13 protein-coding genes and 1 tRNA gene are annotated in these 20,382 nt (G+C 40.0%); 11 read left to right on the top strand and 3 right to left on the bottom strand.

What is annotated here, in order from left to right; translation table 11 throughout:
- The first annotated feature begins 310 nt into the window (after window positions 1-310).
- From zorA to Q0895_RS01315, 10 genes are all read left to right on the top strand, one after another.
- A complete protein-coding gene (zorA, locus tag Q0895_RS01360) occupies window positions 311-2,380 on the top strand; it encodes an anti-phage ZorAB system protein ZorA (RefSeq protein WP_299184934.1) in 2,070 nt (689 codons plus the stop codon).
- Window positions 2,381-2,398: 18 nt separating this feature from the next.
- Window positions 2,399-3,133 (top strand): type I Zorya anti-phage system protein ZorB1, encoded by a 735-nt coding sequence (zorB1, locus tag Q0895_RS01355; RefSeq protein ID WP_299184933.1) that lies wholly within the window; start codon window positions 2,399-2,401, stop codon window positions 3,131-3,133.
- A gap of 5 nt (window positions 3,134-3,138) precedes the next feature.
- On the top strand, window positions 3,139-4,560 hold the full coding sequence (locus tag Q0895_RS01350) for an EH signature domain-containing protein (RefSeq protein WP_299184931.1): 1,422 nt from the start codon (window positions 3,139-3,141) through the stop codon (window positions 4,558-4,560).
- Window positions 4,561-4,569: 9 nt separating this feature from the next.
- The gene (locus Q0895_RS01345) at window positions 4,570-7,809 is read left to right on the top strand and encodes a DEAD/DEAH box helicase (RefSeq protein ID WP_299184930.1); all 3,240 of its coding nucleotides are present in this window, start codon (window positions 4,570-4,572) and stop codon (window positions 7,807-7,809) included.
- Window positions 7,810-7,862: 53 nt separating this feature from the next.
- Window positions 7,863-9,071 carry a hypothetical protein gene (locus Q0895_RS01340; RefSeq protein WP_299184928.1) on the top strand — a complete coding sequence of 403 codons (1,209 nt, stop codon included), beginning with the start codon at window positions 7,863-7,865 and terminating at the stop codon, window positions 9,069-9,071.
- Window positions 9,072-9,509: 438 nt separating this feature from the next.
- Window positions 9,510-11,945 carry an AAA family ATPase gene (locus Q0895_RS01335; RefSeq protein WP_299184927.1) on the top strand — a complete coding sequence of 812 codons (2,436 nt, stop codon included), beginning with the start codon at window positions 9,510-9,512 and terminating at the stop codon, window positions 11,943-11,945.
- Window positions 11,946-11,949: 4 nt separating this feature from the next.
- Window positions 11,950-13,086 carry a 5-methylcytosine-specific restriction endonuclease system specificity protein McrC gene (gene mcrC, locus Q0895_RS01330; RefSeq protein WP_299184925.1) on the top strand — a complete coding sequence of 379 codons (1,137 nt, stop codon included), beginning with the start codon at window positions 11,950-11,952 and terminating at the stop codon, window positions 13,084-13,086.
- 1,039 nt (window positions 13,087-14,125) lie between these two features.
- Window positions 14,126-15,010 carry a hypothetical protein gene (locus tag Q0895_RS01325; protein WP_299184923.1) on the top strand — a complete coding sequence of 295 codons (885 nt, stop codon included), beginning with the start codon at window positions 14,126-14,128 and terminating at the stop codon, window positions 15,008-15,010.
- Window positions 15,011-15,026: 16 nt separating this feature from the next.
- Window positions 15,027-15,611, top strand: a complete 585-nt coding sequence (locus Q0895_RS01320) for an alpha/beta hydrolase (protein WP_299184922.1) — start codon at window positions 15,027-15,029, stop codon at window positions 15,609-15,611.
- 147 nt (window positions 15,612-15,758) lie between these two features.
- Window positions 15,759-16,037: a peptidylprolyl isomerase gene (locus tag Q0895_RS01315; protein ID WP_299184920.1), complete on the top strand. Its 279-nt coding sequence runs from the start codon at window positions 15,759-15,761 to the stop codon at window positions 16,035-16,037.
- Window positions 16,038-16,243: 206 nt separating this feature from the next.
- On the opposite strand, the gene Q0895_RS01310 is transcribed toward Q0895_RS01315, so the two are convergent.
- Window positions 16,244-16,318: transfer RNA gene (locus tag Q0895_RS01310), tRNA-Gly, on the bottom strand.
- 269 nt (window positions 16,319-16,587) lie between these two features.
- On the opposite strand from Q0895_RS01310, the gene Q0895_RS01305 reads away from it, so the two are divergent.
- Window positions 16,588-18,258, top strand: a complete 1,671-nt coding sequence (locus tag Q0895_RS01305; protein WP_299184918.1) for a thiamine pyrophosphate-binding protein — start codon at window positions 16,588-16,590, stop codon at window positions 18,256-18,258.
- A gap of 107 nt (window positions 18,259-18,365) precedes the next feature.
- Here the strand turns inward: Q0895_RS01305 and Q0895_RS01300 are convergent, their stop codons facing one another.
- Together Q0895_RS01300 and Q0895_RS01295 are read right to left on the bottom strand one after the other, a co-directional pair.
- A complete protein-coding gene (locus Q0895_RS01300; protein ID WP_299184916.1) occupies window positions 18,366-19,163 on the bottom strand; it encodes a DUF5020 family protein in 798 nt (265 codons plus the stop codon).
- A 402-nt stretch (window positions 19,164-19,565) separates the two neighbouring features.
- On the bottom strand, window positions 19,566-20,354 hold the full coding sequence (locus tag Q0895_RS01295) for an IclR family transcriptional regulator C-terminal domain-containing protein (protein WP_299184914.1): 789 nt from the start codon (window positions 20,352-20,354) through the stop codon (window positions 19,566-19,568).
- Between the last annotated feature and the right edge of the window lie 28 nt (window positions 20,355-20,382).

The raw sequence follows: 20,382 nt of genomic DNA, 5'->3' as shown, positions 1-20,382 counted from the left end.
TTACTGTATAGCCTGACTTAAACGACTAATAATTATCGAGTCTAGTGTAGAGTCAGTGCGATTAAATGAGAAGGATGTTTAGAGCAGAGGAGATACTATGCGTCATCTAATGTCGTAAGGAGGCAAGGGTGCTTTAAAGGCAGCCACATTTTAGCCACTATGTTGACTCATAATAGATAATTATAAGTACCGAGAATCGTCTAGTTTTTTATAGATGTTTAATGTCAACAGTTTTCTAATCATTTGTTTATGTTACCATTGTATTTTTGTGAGTTACAGTCTGTAATTATTGATAGGGTGGGCAGTGTCGATGGATTTTTGGTTAAAAGTGGCGCAAGTCTCGCAGGAGTATTTTGTATTCCCAGCATTGATTTTGGTTTTTGTCGTGATTGTCGGCATAGTCTTCTATTTAAATTACACTAAACCTGCTAAAGCGCTAAATAACAAGCTGTTGCAATTAACTAAGGAGCTAGAAGCGGTTGATGACACATCTGGGGTCAATAAAGACTTATTAGATGAAAAGTTTAGTAGTCATACATCGTTAAAACAAGCTTGGTCGAATTACAAAAAAACCTTCCATGATATTCATGAGACGGTAGATGGGGAAGATAGGGTTGTTCATTCGCATGCAACTGTGCCAAGTGAAGCGTTTTTTACAGAGTCCATCGTTGTAGATGTACCATTAAAGGTAGAGTTTTATAAGCATTTGCCTGGCATGATTACGGGTGTCGGTATTATTGTTACCTTTGCAGGTCTGCTCATCGGTCTACTAGCCTTTGATCCTGCTGGTAGTCCTGACACGGTTCAAGACAGTCTAAACCTACTACTGACTGGCGTTGCTGAAGCATTCATGGCGTCTGGGTTAGCTATTCTGGTCGCTATGGTTATCACATGGCGTGAAAAGTCATGGCTCAGACAGTGCTATGCGCAATTACAAAGGCTAAATACTGCCATTGACAACGCCTTTATACCTGATGACAGCGGTGAAGAGTATTTAGCAAAGTTACTTAAATCATCCGAAGCAAACGAAGCCAATGCCCGCCAGCTCAAAGACAGCCTGGTTAATGATTTAAAAGCCATGATGACCAATCTGGTTGAAGAGAATAAAAAGAATCAGGCAGCTTTTGCGACTCATTTGAGTGAGTCTTATGCGCAAACCAGTCAGTCGATGGCAACTCAAATAGGCGAGTCTATCACTGACAACTTACAAGGCCCATTAGATAAGATTGCCTCCAGCGTGCAGCAAGTGAGTGGCGATCAAGGCTCTGCCGTGCAAGAGCTGATGACTGATGTATTGACCGCCTTTATGAGTAAGCTTGAAACGACATTTGGCAGCCAAATGACGGGTATGAGTGAGATGATGACGCAGTCTGTCACCGCTATGCGTGAGATGCAGTCAGGATTTTCTCAGCTCATTACAGACATGCAAGTCAATAGTGAAACATCAACGAAGACGCTAGAGACGCAAATGACAAACATGATGGAGGATATCCATCAAAAGCAAAACGAGATGGCAGCTCAAATGAACGATATGGTAGAAAACCTATCTGCAGGCTCTGCCAAGATGAGTGAGCAAGGACTACAAGCTGCAGAACAGCTAAATACTAAGATGTCAGAGCTCGTCTCAGATTTGGGCGCCTCCATGTCAGGTCTGCTAAAAAATGTTGCAGAGCAGCGAGTTGAGCAAGATCGCTTGATATCAGACAATCAGCAAAAACTTCATGAGCAGTCATCAATACTCATTGATAACTTAGGTAGCGAGATTAAAGAGCTGATAGCGCAAAGCCAAGATGCCGTTCAGACCCATAAAGAGAACATTCAAAAACTGTCTCAAGTCACCACCGATAGTATCACTGGTATGAACGAGGGCGCAGAAAAAATGCGCCGAGCGTCCGAGCAGTTTACGACAGCAGGTAGCTCGCTGAATACGGTTACTGAAAAATCCTCAGAACTTATCGCACAGGTTAATACCACCTCAACCAATATGACAAACGCCAGCAGTAACTTGATTGAGTTGGTCAGAGATTATAAGAACTCTCAAAATAGCGTCAATCTTGCCATCGAAACGCTCGAGAGCCTCATTCAGCAGTCAAAATCTGAGGCCGGTATGAGAAGTCAACTGCTAAACGATATGCAAGGCATGACAACTGCGCTTAATCAAGTGAAGGCAGAGATGCAGGAGTACTTAACAGAGGTCAGCGATGTATTGGTGAAAAGCTTTGATAGTTTTGGTAGCTCTGTTGAAAGTAGCCTAAACCAATCGTTATTATCCTTCGATAACACACTTGATCAAGCGGTCAAACGACTTGCAACGGGCGTCGAAGGCCTAGGGAATGTGGTAGAAGATCTTGAAGATTTGACCCAAAAAGTCAGAGTGTAATTTTGGAGTGTATCGCTAATGTTTGGTAATAATAGGTACGCAAAAAAGCACCGTCCAAAAGATGAGGGTGAGAAACCTTTTTGGATATCATTTGCTGACTTGATGACCGCGCTTATGACCTTGTTTTTGGTGGTGATGGCGGTGTCTTTAATGGTAGTGACCAAAAAGATCAATGAAGCCACACAAGCAGAGAAAGAACGCAGCTCGGAGATTTTAGATATTTGTACCAGTATCAAAGATGACCCTACTTTAAAAGATCAACTGGTTACCGTCGACTGTAAAGAAAACCGTATTAATTTTGGTGAAGCAGGTCGTTTTGGTCACAATGACTATCGATTAAATTCAGAAGGTGTAAAAGCATTAAGTGCGTTAGTACCCGTCGTTTTAGATGCTGCAAATAGTGAAAATGGTAAAAAGTGGTTCAAACAAATTGTGATTGAAGGCTTTACCGATACGGATGGTTCGTATTTATATAATCTAAACTTAAGCTTGCGGCGCTCAGAATGGGTTATGTGCAGTTTGCTCGATCCTCAATTCAACCCAGATCTTAATCTGACTGATGAGCAAAAAAATCAAATTAAACAGCTGTTCCTAGCTGGAGGGGTTTCATTTAATGCTGCAAAAGACAGTAAAGAAGCTTCACGTCGGGTCGAGTTACGGATGCAGTTTTACGGTTTAAAAGAATCAGAGAATATCGAGGATCAACCCACCTTTGATGCCGTTTCTGTTGAAAGCTGTCAGTTACCAAGGTAGATGTGATGAGTATCGCTTATTTAAAGCAAAGACTAAACGTGAGCGTCGAGAGGTTTTCTGAGCCTGCTCAAGCACAAAACAAATTTGCTAGACCGCATAAATTGATAAAAACCTTAGATATCATTGAGCGTAGGTTTGATGATATGGAAAATGCTCAGCCTGTTGAAGAAAAGATTATCAATTCTATTAAAAAGTTAGAAAAGTCTGGCATAGACTATCTGACTAAACGTGACTGGAAGAATCTTGCATGGTCACTAAGCAAAAAATTGCCGCATTATGAGGATAAAATTTTATTTACTTTTGTGGGTAGTAAACTAATTAATCAGTTTAAGAACATGCAGCCTGAATTGCTTAAGGCCGTTTATTTCCCTTTGCTTTATAGTTATTTTGCAGTAGAGCAAGAGGAGATCAATAAACGTCCCAACAACTGGCTTGAGCTCAAAAACATATTAAGTAACAACCGCTCCTCTTTATTTCAAACCACCACACGGCCCAAAAAATGGCTAACGACGTTAACCGACCATCCTGAACTCCTATCAGCAGACCCTTCCAAAAAGTTTATTCGTAATTTTTTACATAATAGCGACGAGGACAGAGTAAGCAATCAGCTAGAAAGCCTAAGTATCGCACCGAATAGTTGGTTTTGGGATAGTTTAGTAAGCTCATCTATCAAGTCGGTTAAAACGATGAAAGAGGACGACTATTTTAAAGTCATCCCTCGCTTTCTGCGCTTATTAGAACAAAACCCAATCTATACCAAAGACATATTAAAAGCGTTACTTGAACGTTATGCAACTACCTCAAAGCGTACAATAGTACATGAAGCTTTAAAGAGCGTCTCTCTGACGCAGTGGGGTAATCCTCAATACGACTCATCGGCAGGCTGGCGTAACGTCAGCTTGGATACCAAAAAAATGGTGATTCAATGGTTCGTCAGAGCAGATTTAGAAGCGTTCTTTAAATTATTTAGTCATACAGCCGATAGGGATCGCTTTGACTACTGGATTAAGTTTATTGATAAAATCTCTTTTTCTCAGATATTTTTAGGAACAGCAGCTCTGCAATCTCGGAGTCCGGCACATAAAAAGTTTATAGAACTTAACCGCGGTAGGTTGAAAAGTCTTATAGGCTCTACCCCTAGTAATAATGCTTTTTTATTAAAAATTGATAACGTCCATATTGTTGATTTTTCAGATACTGGGAATGCCTGCTATGGATATAGTGACTTACCTTTCAATCTTAGTAAAAAAAATATCACGGTTCATGAATTAAAAAGTAAACAACACTCAATCTTTAAAAGTGATTCTGGTCGGGGGATGAGTTTGAGTCATTCAGGAAATTGGGAGGCAAGATTTGATGAAAAACTCGCTGAATTGGGAGTTTTTTCTAATCAACCTGCTAGTCCAAAATATAAAAGGCGCCATTAGAGAGCAGTTATGAAACTAGCATTTTGGAAAAAAAATAAAAACAAGCAGACCGCAACATCAGAAACTGTAGTCAATAGTGTCGAGTCTGCGCCACTGCAATATGATGATATTGGTTTAAGGCATAACTATAAATTGGTAGCCAAAACAGATGCCGACTTTTATTGGGAGAGTTTGGCAGATGAAGAGCTCGCTTATCAATCAGATGATGGCTATGTACTGCCATGGGAAGCGCTTTTTGAGATACAGCAAGACCCTGAACATACTATAGACAGTAATGCCATTGAATGGCTTAACTTGCCACCATCAAGTGAATTATATCCGGTCATCCGTAGTGAAAAGGGTCTAAGTGACAAAGATTTCCAAATCATTCTTGACGGCTGGTGTGATAAAAATAAGATTAAGTTTAAAGGGTCGGTCAAACGAGAAGGCGCTATTGTTAGTATTGCTGGCAAAGAATATTTATTAAATGAGTCGGCCTGGAAACTGGTTGAAAAGATTAAAGCATTCTCTCGTATTACGGATAAGAACAAAGCATTAAATCAAAAGTATTGGGCACAGATACGTAGTCTAGCAAATAAAAGTGAAGCCAATTTAGATGAGTTTTTACGTAAAACTATCGTACTCGCCCCAGAAGAGCTGCAACTTAATCTTCGTAAAAACTTAGTGAGCACAGAATCGATAGTTGAAGTACAGCCTGACTTTAAAGACGCACCTGCAAACTGGCTGCAAACTTTCGATAGCTATAATGACGTTCAAAGTGAATATACAATCAGCTTGCCAGAAGGCGGTCTAGCGCATGTCATTATCGAGCCACAAGTCAAAAGCGTACTCAGTGAAATCAAAAAAATGCCCAATCGGCGCATCGCTGGTGAGCGTGCACAGACTTTTTTGCATAACCCTTTTTCTCAGTTAGGTGATGACGCAGTTGAAGTCATATCTTCAGAGAGTTTCGAGCAATCAAAAGAAGACGCAGAAATCTATAGCTATCGTATGAGTATAGATAAAGCTTACGATGAATCATCATATTTTATTTCAGCTCAGCTGACACTGCATGAAAACTCAGATCGAGAAGCAGATCCTATTTTATTAGCGCTCTCCAATGTAGTGCAGGCTAAGCATTTTATAGCTGCTTATGAGAAAAAATCTCCTATTTTTCTATGGGCGGGCTATAACATCGATAGAACCAGCTATTTAGATGATCAAGTAGCCGCGCTTAAAAATGATCTAGAAAATATTCAGCAGTATGAAGATGATTTACAAGCTAAAAATGTACTAGATTTAAATAATTACAGCGCTCGAGTAATTGGTATTGGTGAAGCCGAAAAGCTGAGTTCTGAAGCCATTCAAAAGGACAGTGGCGAGTCAAAATGGTTGCCACAGAACCTTATTGAAGAGTCCGCTACTTTATCTCAGCTGACTGCTGACAATGATATTGAGACTACTACTGAACGGCTTAAGCAGCACATTGAGCAGGCAGAATTAGAAGGGTCAGGCTTTGTATGTCATCCAGAGGGCGATATATCTATTTCATTAGACGAAGCAAAGCGCTTACTAAATGAGCTTTGTGATTCAAAAAATGAGAATGCAGCTGAGAGTAATACTGAGCAAGAGCAACCAGAGGCAGCTGAAAAAAAGAAAAAGTCCACCTTATTGATTGCCAATAATATTGATGAGGCGGATTTTACTAAACAGCGAGCTGAAGTCCTAAGCCTTAATGAAAAAAACTGTCTAGAAGCGAGACTGCCATCAAGCTTTAGAAACCAAGAGTTTAGTTTAAAAAAGCATCAAGAGTATGGTGTTGCTTGGCTACAAAATCTATATCAGTATGCACCGATGCAGGTGAGTGGTTGCTTGCTAGCCGATGATATGGGGCTAGGAAAAACGCTGCAGTTACTTTGTTTTATCGGAGAAATCCTAGAAACAACAGAAGATAAAAAGCCTGCGTTAGTGGTAGCGCCCGTGTCATTGCTAGAAAACTGGGAGTCTGAAATCAATCGATTTTTTAGTGCCAAGTTTGGCAAAGTGTTGAGTCTATATGGTGATAATTTAAAACAGCGAAAAATACCTAAGCACCTAATATCTTCTCAATTAAGAGATGATTATGGCATTACAAAGCTACTTGAAGATAATTGGTTGGGCGGTGCAGATATTGTGCTCACCACTTATGAAACCATGCGAGATCTTGAGTTCTCCTTAGGGAGAGTGGACTGGAGCGTTATGGTCTGCGATGAGGCACAAAAAATTAAAGTGCCTACTGCTATGGTGACAAAAGCTGCTAAAGCACAAAAAGCTGACTTTAAGATTGCTTGTACCGGCACACCTGTAGAAAACTCACTGGTAGATCTGTGGTGCTTATTTGATTTTATACAAGAAAACTTGCTCGGCTCTTTAACTGAGTTTAACAAAGAGTACCGCCGGCCTATTGAGAAAAAAGAGGATGAGAATGGCGCAATAATAAATCATCTTCGTCAATTGATTGAGCCGCAAGTATTGAGACGTATGAAACACGATGTCGCTGAGTTACCCGCGAAGCACGAGGTTGATGATTGTAAGGATATTACAATTTCACAGTTACAACGCACATTATATAAGCAAGTATCTAATGACACTCAGAGTCTATCTGAGCAAGGCAATAAAGGCGTTATGTTAAAGGCGCTGCATGATATGCGGATGATTTGTGCCCATCCCTTAAAGCTACATCAGCAAGCAACGATCAATGACTCGCCTAAAGCTAAATGGCTAATAGAGACTTTAGAGCTCATAAAACAAAAAAATGAGAAGGTTATTATTTTTACTGAGTTTAGAGACATTCAAGTATTTATAAAGCGACTTTTACTTGAGCGATATGGTTTAAATGTGACGACTGTAAACGGCGACACAAATACCGACAGTAAAAAAGGGTTAACTCGGCAAGCAACTATTGATAAGTTTCAAGAAATAGAAGGGTTTAATGCAATTATCTTATCCACGGTGGCAGTTGGCTTCGGAGTGAATATTCAAAAGGCAAATCATGTGATTCATTATACAAGGAGCTGGAACCCCGCTAAAGAAGACCAGGCGACAGATAGGGCGTATCGTATTGGACAAGATAAAGAGGTCTATGTGTACTATCCGTCTATCTCAGCACAGGATTTTGAAACCTTTGAAATCAAACTGGATAAGCTGTTATCTAGTAAGCGTCGTCTTGCTGATGATATGTTAGAACCAAACACTGAGATCACACAAGAGCTGATTCAGTCAGTTTATTGAGTTGAGCGCTTATGAGGAAAAGTGCTTAACCCCTATAATGAGATATATTAGCTATGCTAGACAATAGTACTGATGTTTATGACACCGACGATGAAAAGCAGCGTTATGCATATAATATGCTACCAACTTACTTATTGATGAAAGGGTTGCCCGAGGGCAAACGTCTTATCAAACAAGCAACTAAAAATATATCTAAAAAACCTTATAGGCAGAAAATTCAGTTCGCTCATGTTTTTAATGAATTGGCAACTACGCAGACATACTCACACATTGGTATGAATAATATCAAGCTTGAAAAAGGTGAGTTATCCAATCATCCTTATGAAGGTCTATTACGCTCATTTGGTGCTGAAACGGCAACTGAACTATTAAAACATACGAAGCTTATAGACGCATGCTTAAGTCAGAAACTACATGATCAGCTTATCATAGACTTTAAAGACTATATGTTTGAGACGTTTGGGTACGAAGATAGTGAGCTAAATACTAACATGTCTGCAGAATCGTTTTATCTGCACTTAGTTTTGAGTTTTATCGCACATCTCGATGCTTGTGTTCATCATGCAGCCTATTCAGAAAAAGTTGCACCGATCAGTCTAGGCTGGTTATTTATGCAAAAGTTAGACCCAGATAAGTGGCAGTATAATCATGAAAAAGACAACTATCACTTAATCAATCATAATGGCAGTCCCTTTACCTGTAGCTCTCGATCATTTATTCATTTATTACTAACTGTCTTGTATTTTCAGAAGCACAAGACAATGCCTACAAGTTTGTATGGTATTCGAGATAAGATCGATTGGAAGGTAGAAGATGAGGAAGGCAGGCTAGATGAGTTCATCTATAAAAAAAGCGAACGCGACAGTAAACGAAATTGGCTCAGTCTTGAAGACGTTTTTTGGTTTGTTGGTGTCCAAGGCTCTGAGGAAGATGAGGTCAATGAAACGCTGGCAAGCTGGCAAGAGTCGATGATCACATATATAAAAACGGATGACATTAATGACCTTGGAGGTCTGCCTCCTCGTGCGGAGGGCTTTATATGGCTAATTTATGCCTTTTTTCAAAACATTTATGAGCATACGGATAAAAGCAACAAAGCAAATAAAGAGCAAAGTTGTGTGTCCTATGACGATTATTATGGGCTATGGGAATCAATAACAGACTATTATGAGTTAAGGATAGATAAAAATATAAGAGCGGAACGCATTCAGTGGTCACAGTATTTAATAAAGCAAGCCATGCCCATTAAGCGCATGACTTGAAATGAAAAAAGAGACTGTGCACTATTTAGACGTTTGTTTATTGCTACGTCCTTTGCCTGACTTCTCAAACGGTTGCATACTAGGTTTGTTTTTTGGGTATTGAGGACGAGGTTTTGTATTCTTAGACATTGTAATTACCTTCTTGTTAGTTGATTTACTTACTTGGTGGGTTGTTATCCCGACCACCGCCTGAGGGGTTGCCTGTTGTACTTGGCCAGCCAGCACATTGTCCGCCATTACTCATATAAACTCTCATAGTTGTTACTCCATTAAATATTAAGTTTAGATTCCATAGCCATTTGCTTACTGACTATGATTAATAGAGTAACGTTCAAAAACAGTTTAATCTCCACCAAAAATGGGTATTTTGGTTAAAAAACATACAAACCAGTTCAATTCTTTATAATAAAGTGATGAAGTTTAAATATAGGTGAATAAATGAGTCAAAATTCAGAAATAGATAGTTCTAAATCATATTGGTTTGTTGGTTCTACATACGATGGTAAAGACCATACTGAGCGATTTATTGAAGAAGGTATTTGGGAGTTACATCCTAAAGCCAAACCGATTGACTCAATAAAGTTTATGAAGGCTGGTGAAGAAATTGCTATCAAGTCAGCTTATACTCGAAAAAGAGGGTTGCCTTTTGATAATCGAGGTCATACTGTTTCTGTGATGGCAATCAAAGCGATAGGTACCGTAGTAGAAAACCTAGGAGATGGTAAAACCCTTAAAGTAGACTGGGATGAAGAGACTACTGTAAGGGAGTGGTATTTTTTCACCAGTCGCAATACAGTTTGGAGGGTTGTTCCTGAAACGGCGATAAGAGTTGGTTTAATAGATTTCGCATTTCATGGCAAAGCTCAGGATATTGACATGTTTCGCAACGATCCATATTGGCGTGAAAGGTTTGGAGATAATATGGAAGAAAATTCTTCTTTTGGCTGGACAAGGTTTTATGAAGAGTTTGCGAATAAACTTCTTGCCTTCCGCTATCGCCGCGAGGAACTCGTAGCCGGTATTCATAAGATCTCTGAAAAAGTAGACGCTATGTCTGTTCTTAATGATCAGTATGAGGAGGGTGTTGTAGGGGGCCCATTAAAAGATATATGTCCATTTACAGTCTTTGCTATCTTTAATCGTGGTCTGACTGATAAAAACCGAAAAATTATTGCTAAAGAGCTAGCTGATCTGATTGGAGTGTCAGAGCCAGTGCCAAGGTCGTTTGATGGCATTCCTCTTGTTAATAATCAGTCAACCTGGTTTTTTGGCTATAGCTATAAGCGTCAGTCAGACGATATAGATAATCTATGGGAAGTCTTTGCACGTGGCATCTCGTTTGCAGATTTAGAAGATGGAGGTGAAGGTGAAGAAGTCTTTGCCCGCTTTGCCGATGCTTATGATACAGCAATGGAAGTATATGGTGTGGCTTGGAACCTCACTATGGGGCTTTATTGGATCCGCCCCTGGAGTTTCTTAACTTTAGACAGTCAATCCAAGAACTATATTAACAAAAAACTTAACATCGAGATTAATACCACTGGTTCTAATAAACGTTGTAGTTCTGATGATTATTTAGAGTTGATGGATAGTATAGAAGCTAGATTTCAAGAAGACAGCTATCCTGTACACTCTTTTCCAGAGCTCTCACTTGCAGCATATAAGTATCAGCCAGATAGTTCGGAGAAATCAATCAAGAGAAATTGGAAAGAGATGATTCCCTCTCAAGTAAAACAGCTTTGTGATGAAAAGCAGACTTATGAATTTACGATAGATGAGTTTTTAGAAAGATTTACTGATGATATTAAAGAAAGATACCCTAAGAACAGTGATATTGAAAGAGATGTTAAATATCTATTAAACAAAATGGTCAAAGATGGAGAAATGAAGTCACTTAGTAAGGGAGTATATCGCTTACTAAGTGAGGATCTGCTCAATGGTCTTGATGGCGTAACATATTCTGAGACTGATACACTGGTAGCTCCTGACAGCTACTCTATTGATGATATTACAGCTGACGGGTGTTTTTTACCTCAATCTAAGATTGAGATGGTACTTAAGCGTCTTCAAGCTAAGAAAAACATTATACTACAGGGTCCTCCCGGTACTGGCAAAACCTGGCTTGCTAAAAGACTGGCCTTTGCGCTAATTAGCCAACGTGATGACAGTAAGGTAAGAGCTGTGCAGTTTCATCCAAACCTATCCTATGAAGATTTTATTCGCGGGTGGCGTCCATCAGGCGAGGGCAAGCTGACATTGGTAGATGGTCCTTTTATGGAAGTGATTAAAACTGCCATAAATGATCCTGAGTCAAAATATGTCATCGTCATCGAAGAGATTAACCGAGGCAATCCGGCTCAAGTATTTGGTGAGATGCTCACGTTACTTGAGGCCGATAAAAGATCGCCAGATGAAGCGTTAGAACTGTCTTATAGAAAAACTGCTAGTGAACGTATTTATATACCTAGTAATTTATATGTCATCGGCACAATGAATATTGCTGACCGCTCGCTTGCATTGGTTGATCTGGCCTTGCGTCGCCGTTTTGCCTTTATCGATCTTGAACCGATACTTGGTAAAGCCTGGCGTGATTGGTTAAGAGATAAGAATGGTATTGACTCAGAATTCTTAGATAATATTGAGCAGCGAATTAGTGCTTTGAATGATGAGATTACTAAAGATCCTAGTCTTGGCGCTCAATTTCAAATAGGTCATAGTTATGTCACACCAGCCGTTGGTATGAATATCACAGATGCTAAAGAATGGTTCGTTGAAGTGGTAGCAACAGAGATAGGTCCTTTGCTCGATGAGTATTGGTTCGATGACCTTGAGAAATCTCAAAAAGTCCAAAAACGTTTGACTGAAGGCTTGTAGGGATATGTCTGTTAAAGAAGGCATACTGAAAGAACCCTTTGACGACATTAAGCATATAGGCAAGATACCTGTTCGTAATCTTTGGCTTCTTATGCTCTATGCATCAGATATCTATAGAGAGCTTGATGCTGCTAATATCGCAGTCGAAGAAAACCCTGATGATATTCCAGATTTAATCGCTGAGATGCTTTGTCGACGGGTTGAGCATCGAATTCAGCGTAACCTAAGTTATAGCTATCAGTCTCGTGATGCTGTGCTCAGTCGTGTACGTGGCAGAATAGACCTTATAGGTACTGAAAGAGGTAGATTGCTTGAGCGGGGCAAGATCGCTTGCCGCTTTGATGAGCTAACTATTGATACGCCGCGTAATAGGTATGTCCGAGGGGCTCTTGAGGCTATCTCTAAAGTCGTTAAACGTAAAGATCTGGCTCATTGGTGTCGATCGCTAGATATACGACTAAGACGAATGGGTGTCAGTCAAAAACGCCCCAGTCGTAGTGAGGTGTCAGTGGATAGGTTTGGGAGACATGATGCTGAAGATAAGCCAATGGTAACGGCTGCACATCTGGCGTTTAATCTGGCCTTACCAACAGAATCTAAAGGTACAAGGCGGTTGTCTTCAGCACAGAGAGACAATCTACCATGGCTGCGCAAACTCTTTGAAAAAGGGGTAGCTGGATTTTATGCTACGGTTCTGTCAAATCAATGTTATAGAGTAAGCTCGGGAAAAGTGCTTAAGTGGCAAATAAGTGATAAAAGCTTAGGTATGGATAATATCCTTCCCAATATGAAGGCGGACATCATCATTGATAATATTGACTCAGCACATCGCATCGTTATCGATACTAAGTTCAACTCTATAACAACAGATGGATGGTATCGAGATGAAACACTAAGAAGCGGATATCTTTATCAGATGTATGCTTACTTAAGGTCGCAAGAGGGTAGTGACGATCCTCTTAATGAGAATGCTGGCGGTCTATTTATTCATCCTTCGATAGGTGAAGATGTGAATGAGTATGTTGTCATTAATAACCATAAGATTCAGTTTGCGACAGTAAATTTAGAAGCCAGAGCAGGTGATATCCGTAATCGGTTGCTATATATCATAAAAAGTGCTGGTGTAAAGAATATAGCTTAGTAAACTGTAACTCTACATGAGCTTTTGCTAAAAAAGGATAAGACCGCTTATAATTTACTAACTAAAAAATAAGCAATACTAAGTCAAACAGATATTTCCATTCTGGACGAAAAAATGGTCATGATGAAGAGCGTTCAGTTATTGACCGGTAAACCCTAATAGTTATTCTGTGGATTTTTCGTTACTGATCTTAAAACTTTCTTTGCAGATAGAGCACTATTATCAGAAATTTTGAGAGAGCGAAAAAAGTAGCCACTTCCTTGATAATCTCATTAGCTTATTATAACTATATATTCTAACGTGCCAGCTCTTTAATAGCTGTCTTTATTCTGAGCTTGAACGTTGGTTGTCATGGTTTGATCGATGTGGTTTTTATACCACCACCGTAGGATTTCAGGCCTATAGCCAATCTTAGGTACAATAACTTGGATTGATGACTAGACGACAGGATAGTCATTTGTAGCTTCGATAAGCAAACGAACGTCGAACACTTTGATTTCAGAGTATAGTTTCGTGTTTTCGTTGTAGTATGCTCTTAGAAGGTTAAACATTCGACAACCACAAGGCGGTTCAAATAGTTGAGAGGCTAGCTCTATAAAGAGTTTTACATTTCTAGTTATAGAAAATAGTGTCAAAACTTCAGACTAACGAAAATTAACGACAATAGCTGTCGTGTAGTCTGATTAATCGATGTATTTTAATCACTATTTATACTATAGTAACTCAGTCAGTAAATTATTAAGCACTAATAATGCAGTATAGAGTTAACCCTCGAGGCGCAACGCTTCACATTGTAACTCTGCTATTACTGTCAAATACCAAAAATAATACTAAACAATAGACCTCATTAAAACGACGGTGAAATATCTTGTCTTGCCTAATTGATAAGATAACTCAATCATTAAAACTATGTCCTCAAATATATTTGATAACGGAGCTTAAAAAGCTGCGAACAGACTCGGCTGAGTCAAATTTGAGATGATACTAAAAACAAAAATTTAAATGCTACGACTAATAATACTAAAAACAAGGAGACGTTATGGCAGACGTTAAGAGTACTTTCGGACCAAAACGGATAGACAACATATCTTGGTCAGATACGTCACAACCTTCTAAATTAATTCAAGATGACTTACAGACTAAGCAAAAGACCCCACTGTTTTATCTTCATAACGAGTCCATCAACGACTATGAAGATGACATTTACTTTGTGAATAATAGCGATGAAACATTAAGCTTTGTCGCGCCTTATGAGCTGATGAAGAAGGATACAGAAAACCCTGAGAGTGTTATTGCTGTAGAGCCAAGTGAGCGTGATAAGGCCTTTACTTATACTGATGTCTTGCCGAAGCAAGGCGTGAGAATCAATCGTCAGCACATCATTTATGATAGTGATTATCTCAACCAAATCATTGTCTATACCATGAGTTGTGCTAGCAAAGCGATGTGGGGTGTTTGGCGCTTTAGTGCGTGTGAAAAGGGCCTGTTTCCATCGTCTTATCCTTTGCTGTGGGAGGATGGCACGAAACCGTTGTGTGTCGTGAGCGCAGAGAAGCTTAACGATCCTAAAGACCGTCCTATCCTACCGCCAGTACTGCCCATACGTCAGCAGTTATACCAAGGCTGGTCTGAACCCTATGATCAAACGCGCGCGAGTTTTATGGTCGCTATCACAGATGTGATCTATCGTTATGACTTTGGCATGGTGGGCTGTTATTACAATCATATGTGGGATGAGTACAGTAGTGAGGCGGAGCAGATTGCCAATTTGCTCATTAAAAAAGATGCCGATAATGTAGATGAAATATTGGCGCTGATGACTGCGGTCTACGATGTATCGTTTGGTACTGGATATACTACAGTTCCTAAAGAAGTTGCCGAGATCATCTATGATCTGTGGTTAAAGTATAAAAATAATAAATGAAGTAAGGGAGAAAGCTATGATGTTTCCAATTGAGAACAACGACACGTTTTTACTGTTCTTTCACGGTCTTGATTCGAGCTGTGAGACCAGTAAGTACACTTGTATTACCCGTGAGCCTAAATACTGCCAAACTGTCAATTATCGAGAGAACTTTAATGAGGTTTTCGATATTTACGACACCTTAATACAAGAAAAATTGAAACAATATCCACGTGTAGTCTTGGCAGGGCATTCACTGGGCGCTTGGTTTGCCAATCACTTCGCGCATAAATACAATCTACGCGCGCTATTGATCGCGCCTTGTATATATCCGAGTGAGGTTTTAGCTGATCGTATACCTGAGTTAGCTGATAGGAAGCTATCCTTTCCTACCTCAAACACTGAGATGGTGCGGGTCATGGTTGAGATTGAGGACGAATGCTTAGATGTGGCCGTTGCTAGACGAACACTGGTTAATTTACCCGATAGCTGGGAGGTAGATTACTTTGAGCGCGGTCATCACCGAATTGCCCGTAGTAGTGATATCTGGTATCACTTAGTTCATCTGTGTGAAGATCCTATTGTTTGGATGGACGACGCGACATACCATGGGGAAGACTAAGTATAGTCAGTACTCTGAGTAATCAAAATATAGCTGTTGTTACGCACTGTCAGAAAACCTAGACAACTAAGCTGTCTGGGTTTTTTTTAGACTTGTAAGTAGTGATATAATGCCTCGATAATCGATACTTTATAGAGGATCCATATTATGGCTCGCACCGCTAGCGCATTACACATTTTAGTAAAAGACAAAGAGCTGGCGGAGGATATTGTCGCTAAGCTCAAAAAAGGTGCTCAGTTTGATGTACTGGCCAAGAAGCACTCAACCTGCCCGTCAGGTAAAAAGGGCGGCAGCTTAGGTGAGTTTAAAAAAGGCCAAATGGTAGGGCCCTTTGATAAAGTCTGCTTCAACGGTGAGCTGTTTACCCCGCATTTAGTCAAAACCAAATTTGGTTGGCATGTGGTAAAAGTGCTTTATAGGAGCTAAGCGTTCAAGTCAAAGGTGGCTCAGAAGGTTTAAGCGGTTATTAATAGACGCTACACGCAAAAAAAGCCAGACAACCTAAGTCGTCTGGCTTTCATTCGTTTTAGGATAATCACTATAGTATACTAGTAGATAACTCAAAAATTAGACATAAAAAAGCCTCACTACCTAATAAGTAGTGAGGCTTTTTGCTCTGTTCGAGCCATATTTGGAGCGGGATAAGAGATTCGAACTCTCGACCCCAACCTTGGCAAGGTTATGCTCTACCACTGAGCTAATCCCGCTGATTCATCGTTTGATTAACTATCGTCAGATGATGAAGGCGTATTATACGCGGTTTTTTCGGTCTGTCAACAACCATTATGAAAAAAAGTAAAATTTAATAAAATAGGCATGTCATCATATCATCAATGTATGATATAACAGTTTTTTATAATACGTATTCCAAAAGATTTTTGTTAGATAAATGATTTTAAGATACGTTTTTATAATTATTTTCAACCATTTATATTATTACGAGTGTTTATAAATATAATTCTTAAGGATAAGAGCTATGAGCCAACAGTATACCATCGCTGATTATTTGTTTGATCGCATCGCTGAGGCGGGTGCGACTGAGATATTTGGCGTACCAGGTGATTTTAATTTAACATTTTTAGACAATATTATAGAGTCCGATAAATTACGCTGGGTAGGTAATACCAACGAATTAAATGCAGGCTATGCTGCTGATGGTTACGCACGAGAGCGTGGGTTTGCAGCTATGGTGACGACTTTTGGTGTGGGCGAGCTGTCCGCGATTAATGCGACTGCAGGCTCCTTTGCAGAGTACGCGCCAGTCTTGCACGTCGTCGGTGCGCCTAGTACAGCGACCCAAGATTCTAAGCGACGCATTCATCATACGCTTGGTGACGGTGTGTTTAACCACTTTATCAAGATGGTAGAGCCAGTAACGGTAGCACGCGCGCACCTTACCGCCGAAAACGCTGCTTCAGAGATTGATAGAGTCATTCGTGTGACTCTCAAAAAACACCGCCCAGGCTACTTGCTACTATCGCCGGATGTGGCACGTCAGCCTATTTATCCACCTTCTACTAAGCTTGTCGATAGTGCAGAGAATATAACCAGCGAAGCTGCATTGGCTGACTTTAAAAAAGCACTAAAAGCGTTTTTGCCAAATAAGACTACTACTTTGATGGCGGATTTGATGGTACATCGTTTGGGACTACAAGATCGGCTCAAAGCTTTGATCGCTGATACTGAAATTCCGTATACGACGCTATCTTGGGGTAAGACGCTATTAGATGAGCAAAGTGATCGCTGGGCAGGCACGTATGCTGGCGTGGCATCACGTCCAGTAGTGAAGGATGCGGTAGAAAACTGTGAATGTCTCATCAAGATTGGGGTGCAGTATACCGATACGACGACCGCAGGCTTTAGCCAAGACATTGATGAAAAAACAGTCGTAGATTTGCATTATGAGCGCGCAACCATCAGTGGTCAAAACTTTGCACCTATTGCATTAGAAGATGCGCTACAGGCTTTACATGAAGTCATGACCTCAGGTATCAACATTGTGCCAAAACCCTTTTGTAGAGAAATCAAGCCGCATGAGCAACATGGCACTGATGAAGAAGCTATCCGTCAAGACGACTTATGGCATGTCATCGCAGACCATTTGGATCACAACAATCTAGTATTTGCTGATCAGGGGACTGCCTACTTTGGTATCAGTGATGTGCGTCTGCCAGAGGGCGTAACTTGTTATGGTCAGCCAATGTGGGGCTCAATTGGTTATACCTTGCCTGCAAGTTTAGGAGCGGCTATTGCATCGCCTGACAAGCGTAGCGTCTTGCTCATTGGTGATGGCTCAGCATTATTGACCATTCAAGAAATAGCCATGATGATTCAAGAGCGTATCAATCCTGTCATTGTACTTGTCAATAATGACGGTTATACGGTTGAGCGCGCCATTCATGGTGAAAACCAGCACTATAATGATATTCCTAAGTGTAACTGGCAACTGATGCCACAAGCTTTTGGTGCAGATGAACAAAACAGTCTATTACTCAAAGCAGAAACCATGGGAGAATTAAAATCGGCTCTCAAGACAGCTGCAGCGACGACAGATAAAATGGTGTTTGTAGAGGTGGTGACTGACAAGCATGATATTCCGCCGTTATTGGCCGATATCAGCGCGGCGCTTAAGCCAAAGGCAGACTAAGTAGTTAGATATATTATTTATAGCGTAAACATTAAAAAGCCCCGTTCAAAAGTTTGAGCAGGGCTTTTCTACTTTTCATTAAGCGGTATAACGGTTTTTTACACTGCTTAGAAATGAAATTTAACTAGGGCGCTAGGTACGCTCTGGTTCACTCCATCAACACCAAACTTGTTTTTCCAATAGCTGTATTCCATACCGACTTCGATGCGATTATCAATACCAAGCATGTCTTGCAAGTTGTATTTGATCTGCGGATTAATATGCAGCTGGTTTGCCTTATCGTCGTTATTAAAAGAATAATCAACATAGCCGTCAATGACGAAGTTACTCTTCTCCCAACCATAGGTTAAAGTAATCTGTTGATCATCAGCGTCACTGAAAGTGTCATCGTTAAAAGCGTGATATAACGTAGCTGAAGCATACTTCATACCGTCAATTGGTATGTTTAGATCAGCGCCAATACCAACTAAGAAATTATCTTGCTCAAAACCATTAGTATTCGAGCCAAACTCATAAGTACCCGCTAAGTTTACCTGCTTAATCAGACCGTTGCTGTAGTCTGAAATCTTAAACTTTGGAGACAGCTCGCCATAAATATCTTTAGCGCGAGTACCATTAGCATCGCTTGCACCTTGCAAACGATCAACGAAGAAGAACACACCACCCCAGCTATGAGCAGACGCATGCTCTAAGGTGACTGTCGTCAGCTCACCATCTTCTGCTAGCTCATAATCAGTACCATAAAGTACAGAAACACTCGTATCAGTAAAAAAAGTCTTAGCTTGAGCGGAGGTTAGACTGCCTAAAGCACCGATAGTAGCTGCTGCTATAAACAATGATTTTAGATGGTACAGCTTATTTTTAGCTAGATGAATATGAGTCTTTGCTATTAAGTTAAAACGCACAGTATTACTCCCTTAATTACAGTCGTTGATTTCCATAAAACACAGTTGTAAGAATATGTAGGGTCTTTCTTTAACATCCTGTCAAAACGCGTTGTTACTATTAAGAAAAAAGGTAGGCTTGTAAAATAACTGACCATTTGGTCAGGATTTATATTACTATAAAGGAATTACAATTAGTAGCATTAATGCATTAAATCTTAGAAAACAAAAAAGGCTTACAATTTAATGTAAGCCTTTTTTGTTTTAAGGATTATAGCTTCATTTTCAAATAAATTTTAGAGAACAGTATGTAAGCGTATGATTTACTGTAAAAATATGGTTTATCTATCAACGATAAACTTTGATTATTCCTCTCGGTTTTAGGTAATTATGGCAGCTGATTCTCTTATCTAAACTACTCGCTTAAATATAGTAGGTTTGGATTTTTGCAGCGCAATCACGTAGTATTGGTAAAAACTGTTCGATTAATACGTCATGAGAGATACGAAGGGCATTGGTACTAATATTAATAGCGCCAATGAGTTCGTTATTTGCTTTATAGACTGGCAGTGCTAAGGACAGCAGGCCAGTATCTAGCTCTTGATTGACTACGACGTATTGTTGTTCTCTAGCGTCTTTTAATGCTTGATTGAGCTGATTACGATCAGTAATACTGTAGGGCGTATGAGCGCGTAGCTCGACATTGTCGATATAATCTGTAAGTAGCTCATCAGGAAGGCTGGCAAGAATAGCACGTCCCATAGACGTATAAGCGGCCGGTAGTCTTGTGCCAATCGCTAGGGTAATAGACATCAAGCGATGTTCAGCTGCAGAGCGGGCGATATATACCACTTCATCGTCATCTAGTACGGCAAACGAACACGATTCTCCCGTTTGTTCAGTGACGCGCTCTAAATAGAATTGGATAATATCGTGATGGTGGACGCCACTTAAATAACTGGCACCAAGACTTAGCGTTTTAGGAGTTAGACTAAACTGGCGTTTGCTTTTATGGACATAACCGAGGGCGTGTAAGGTTAATAAATAACGCCTAGCCTTTGCTCGATCTATCTTGGCGCGTTCGGCTACTTCGCTCAATGTCATACTAGAGTGGTTTTCATCAAAAGTCAGTAATACGTTCATGCCTGCTGCAAGCGATGCAACGAAATCTGGACTATCAACAGATATTTTCTCATCTTGTTTTTTATACATGCTATTCAATGATTACCAAAATTAGAGA

Origin of the sequence: uncultured Psychrobacter sp. (assembly GCF_947495825.1) — a bacterium.
In the GTDB taxonomy this organism is placed as follows: Bacteria; Pseudomonadota; Gammaproteobacteria; order Pseudomonadales; family Moraxellaceae; genus Psychrobacter.
Note: the sequence above shows the minus strand (reverse complement) of the source record. Positions and strands in the feature narration are given on the sequence as shown.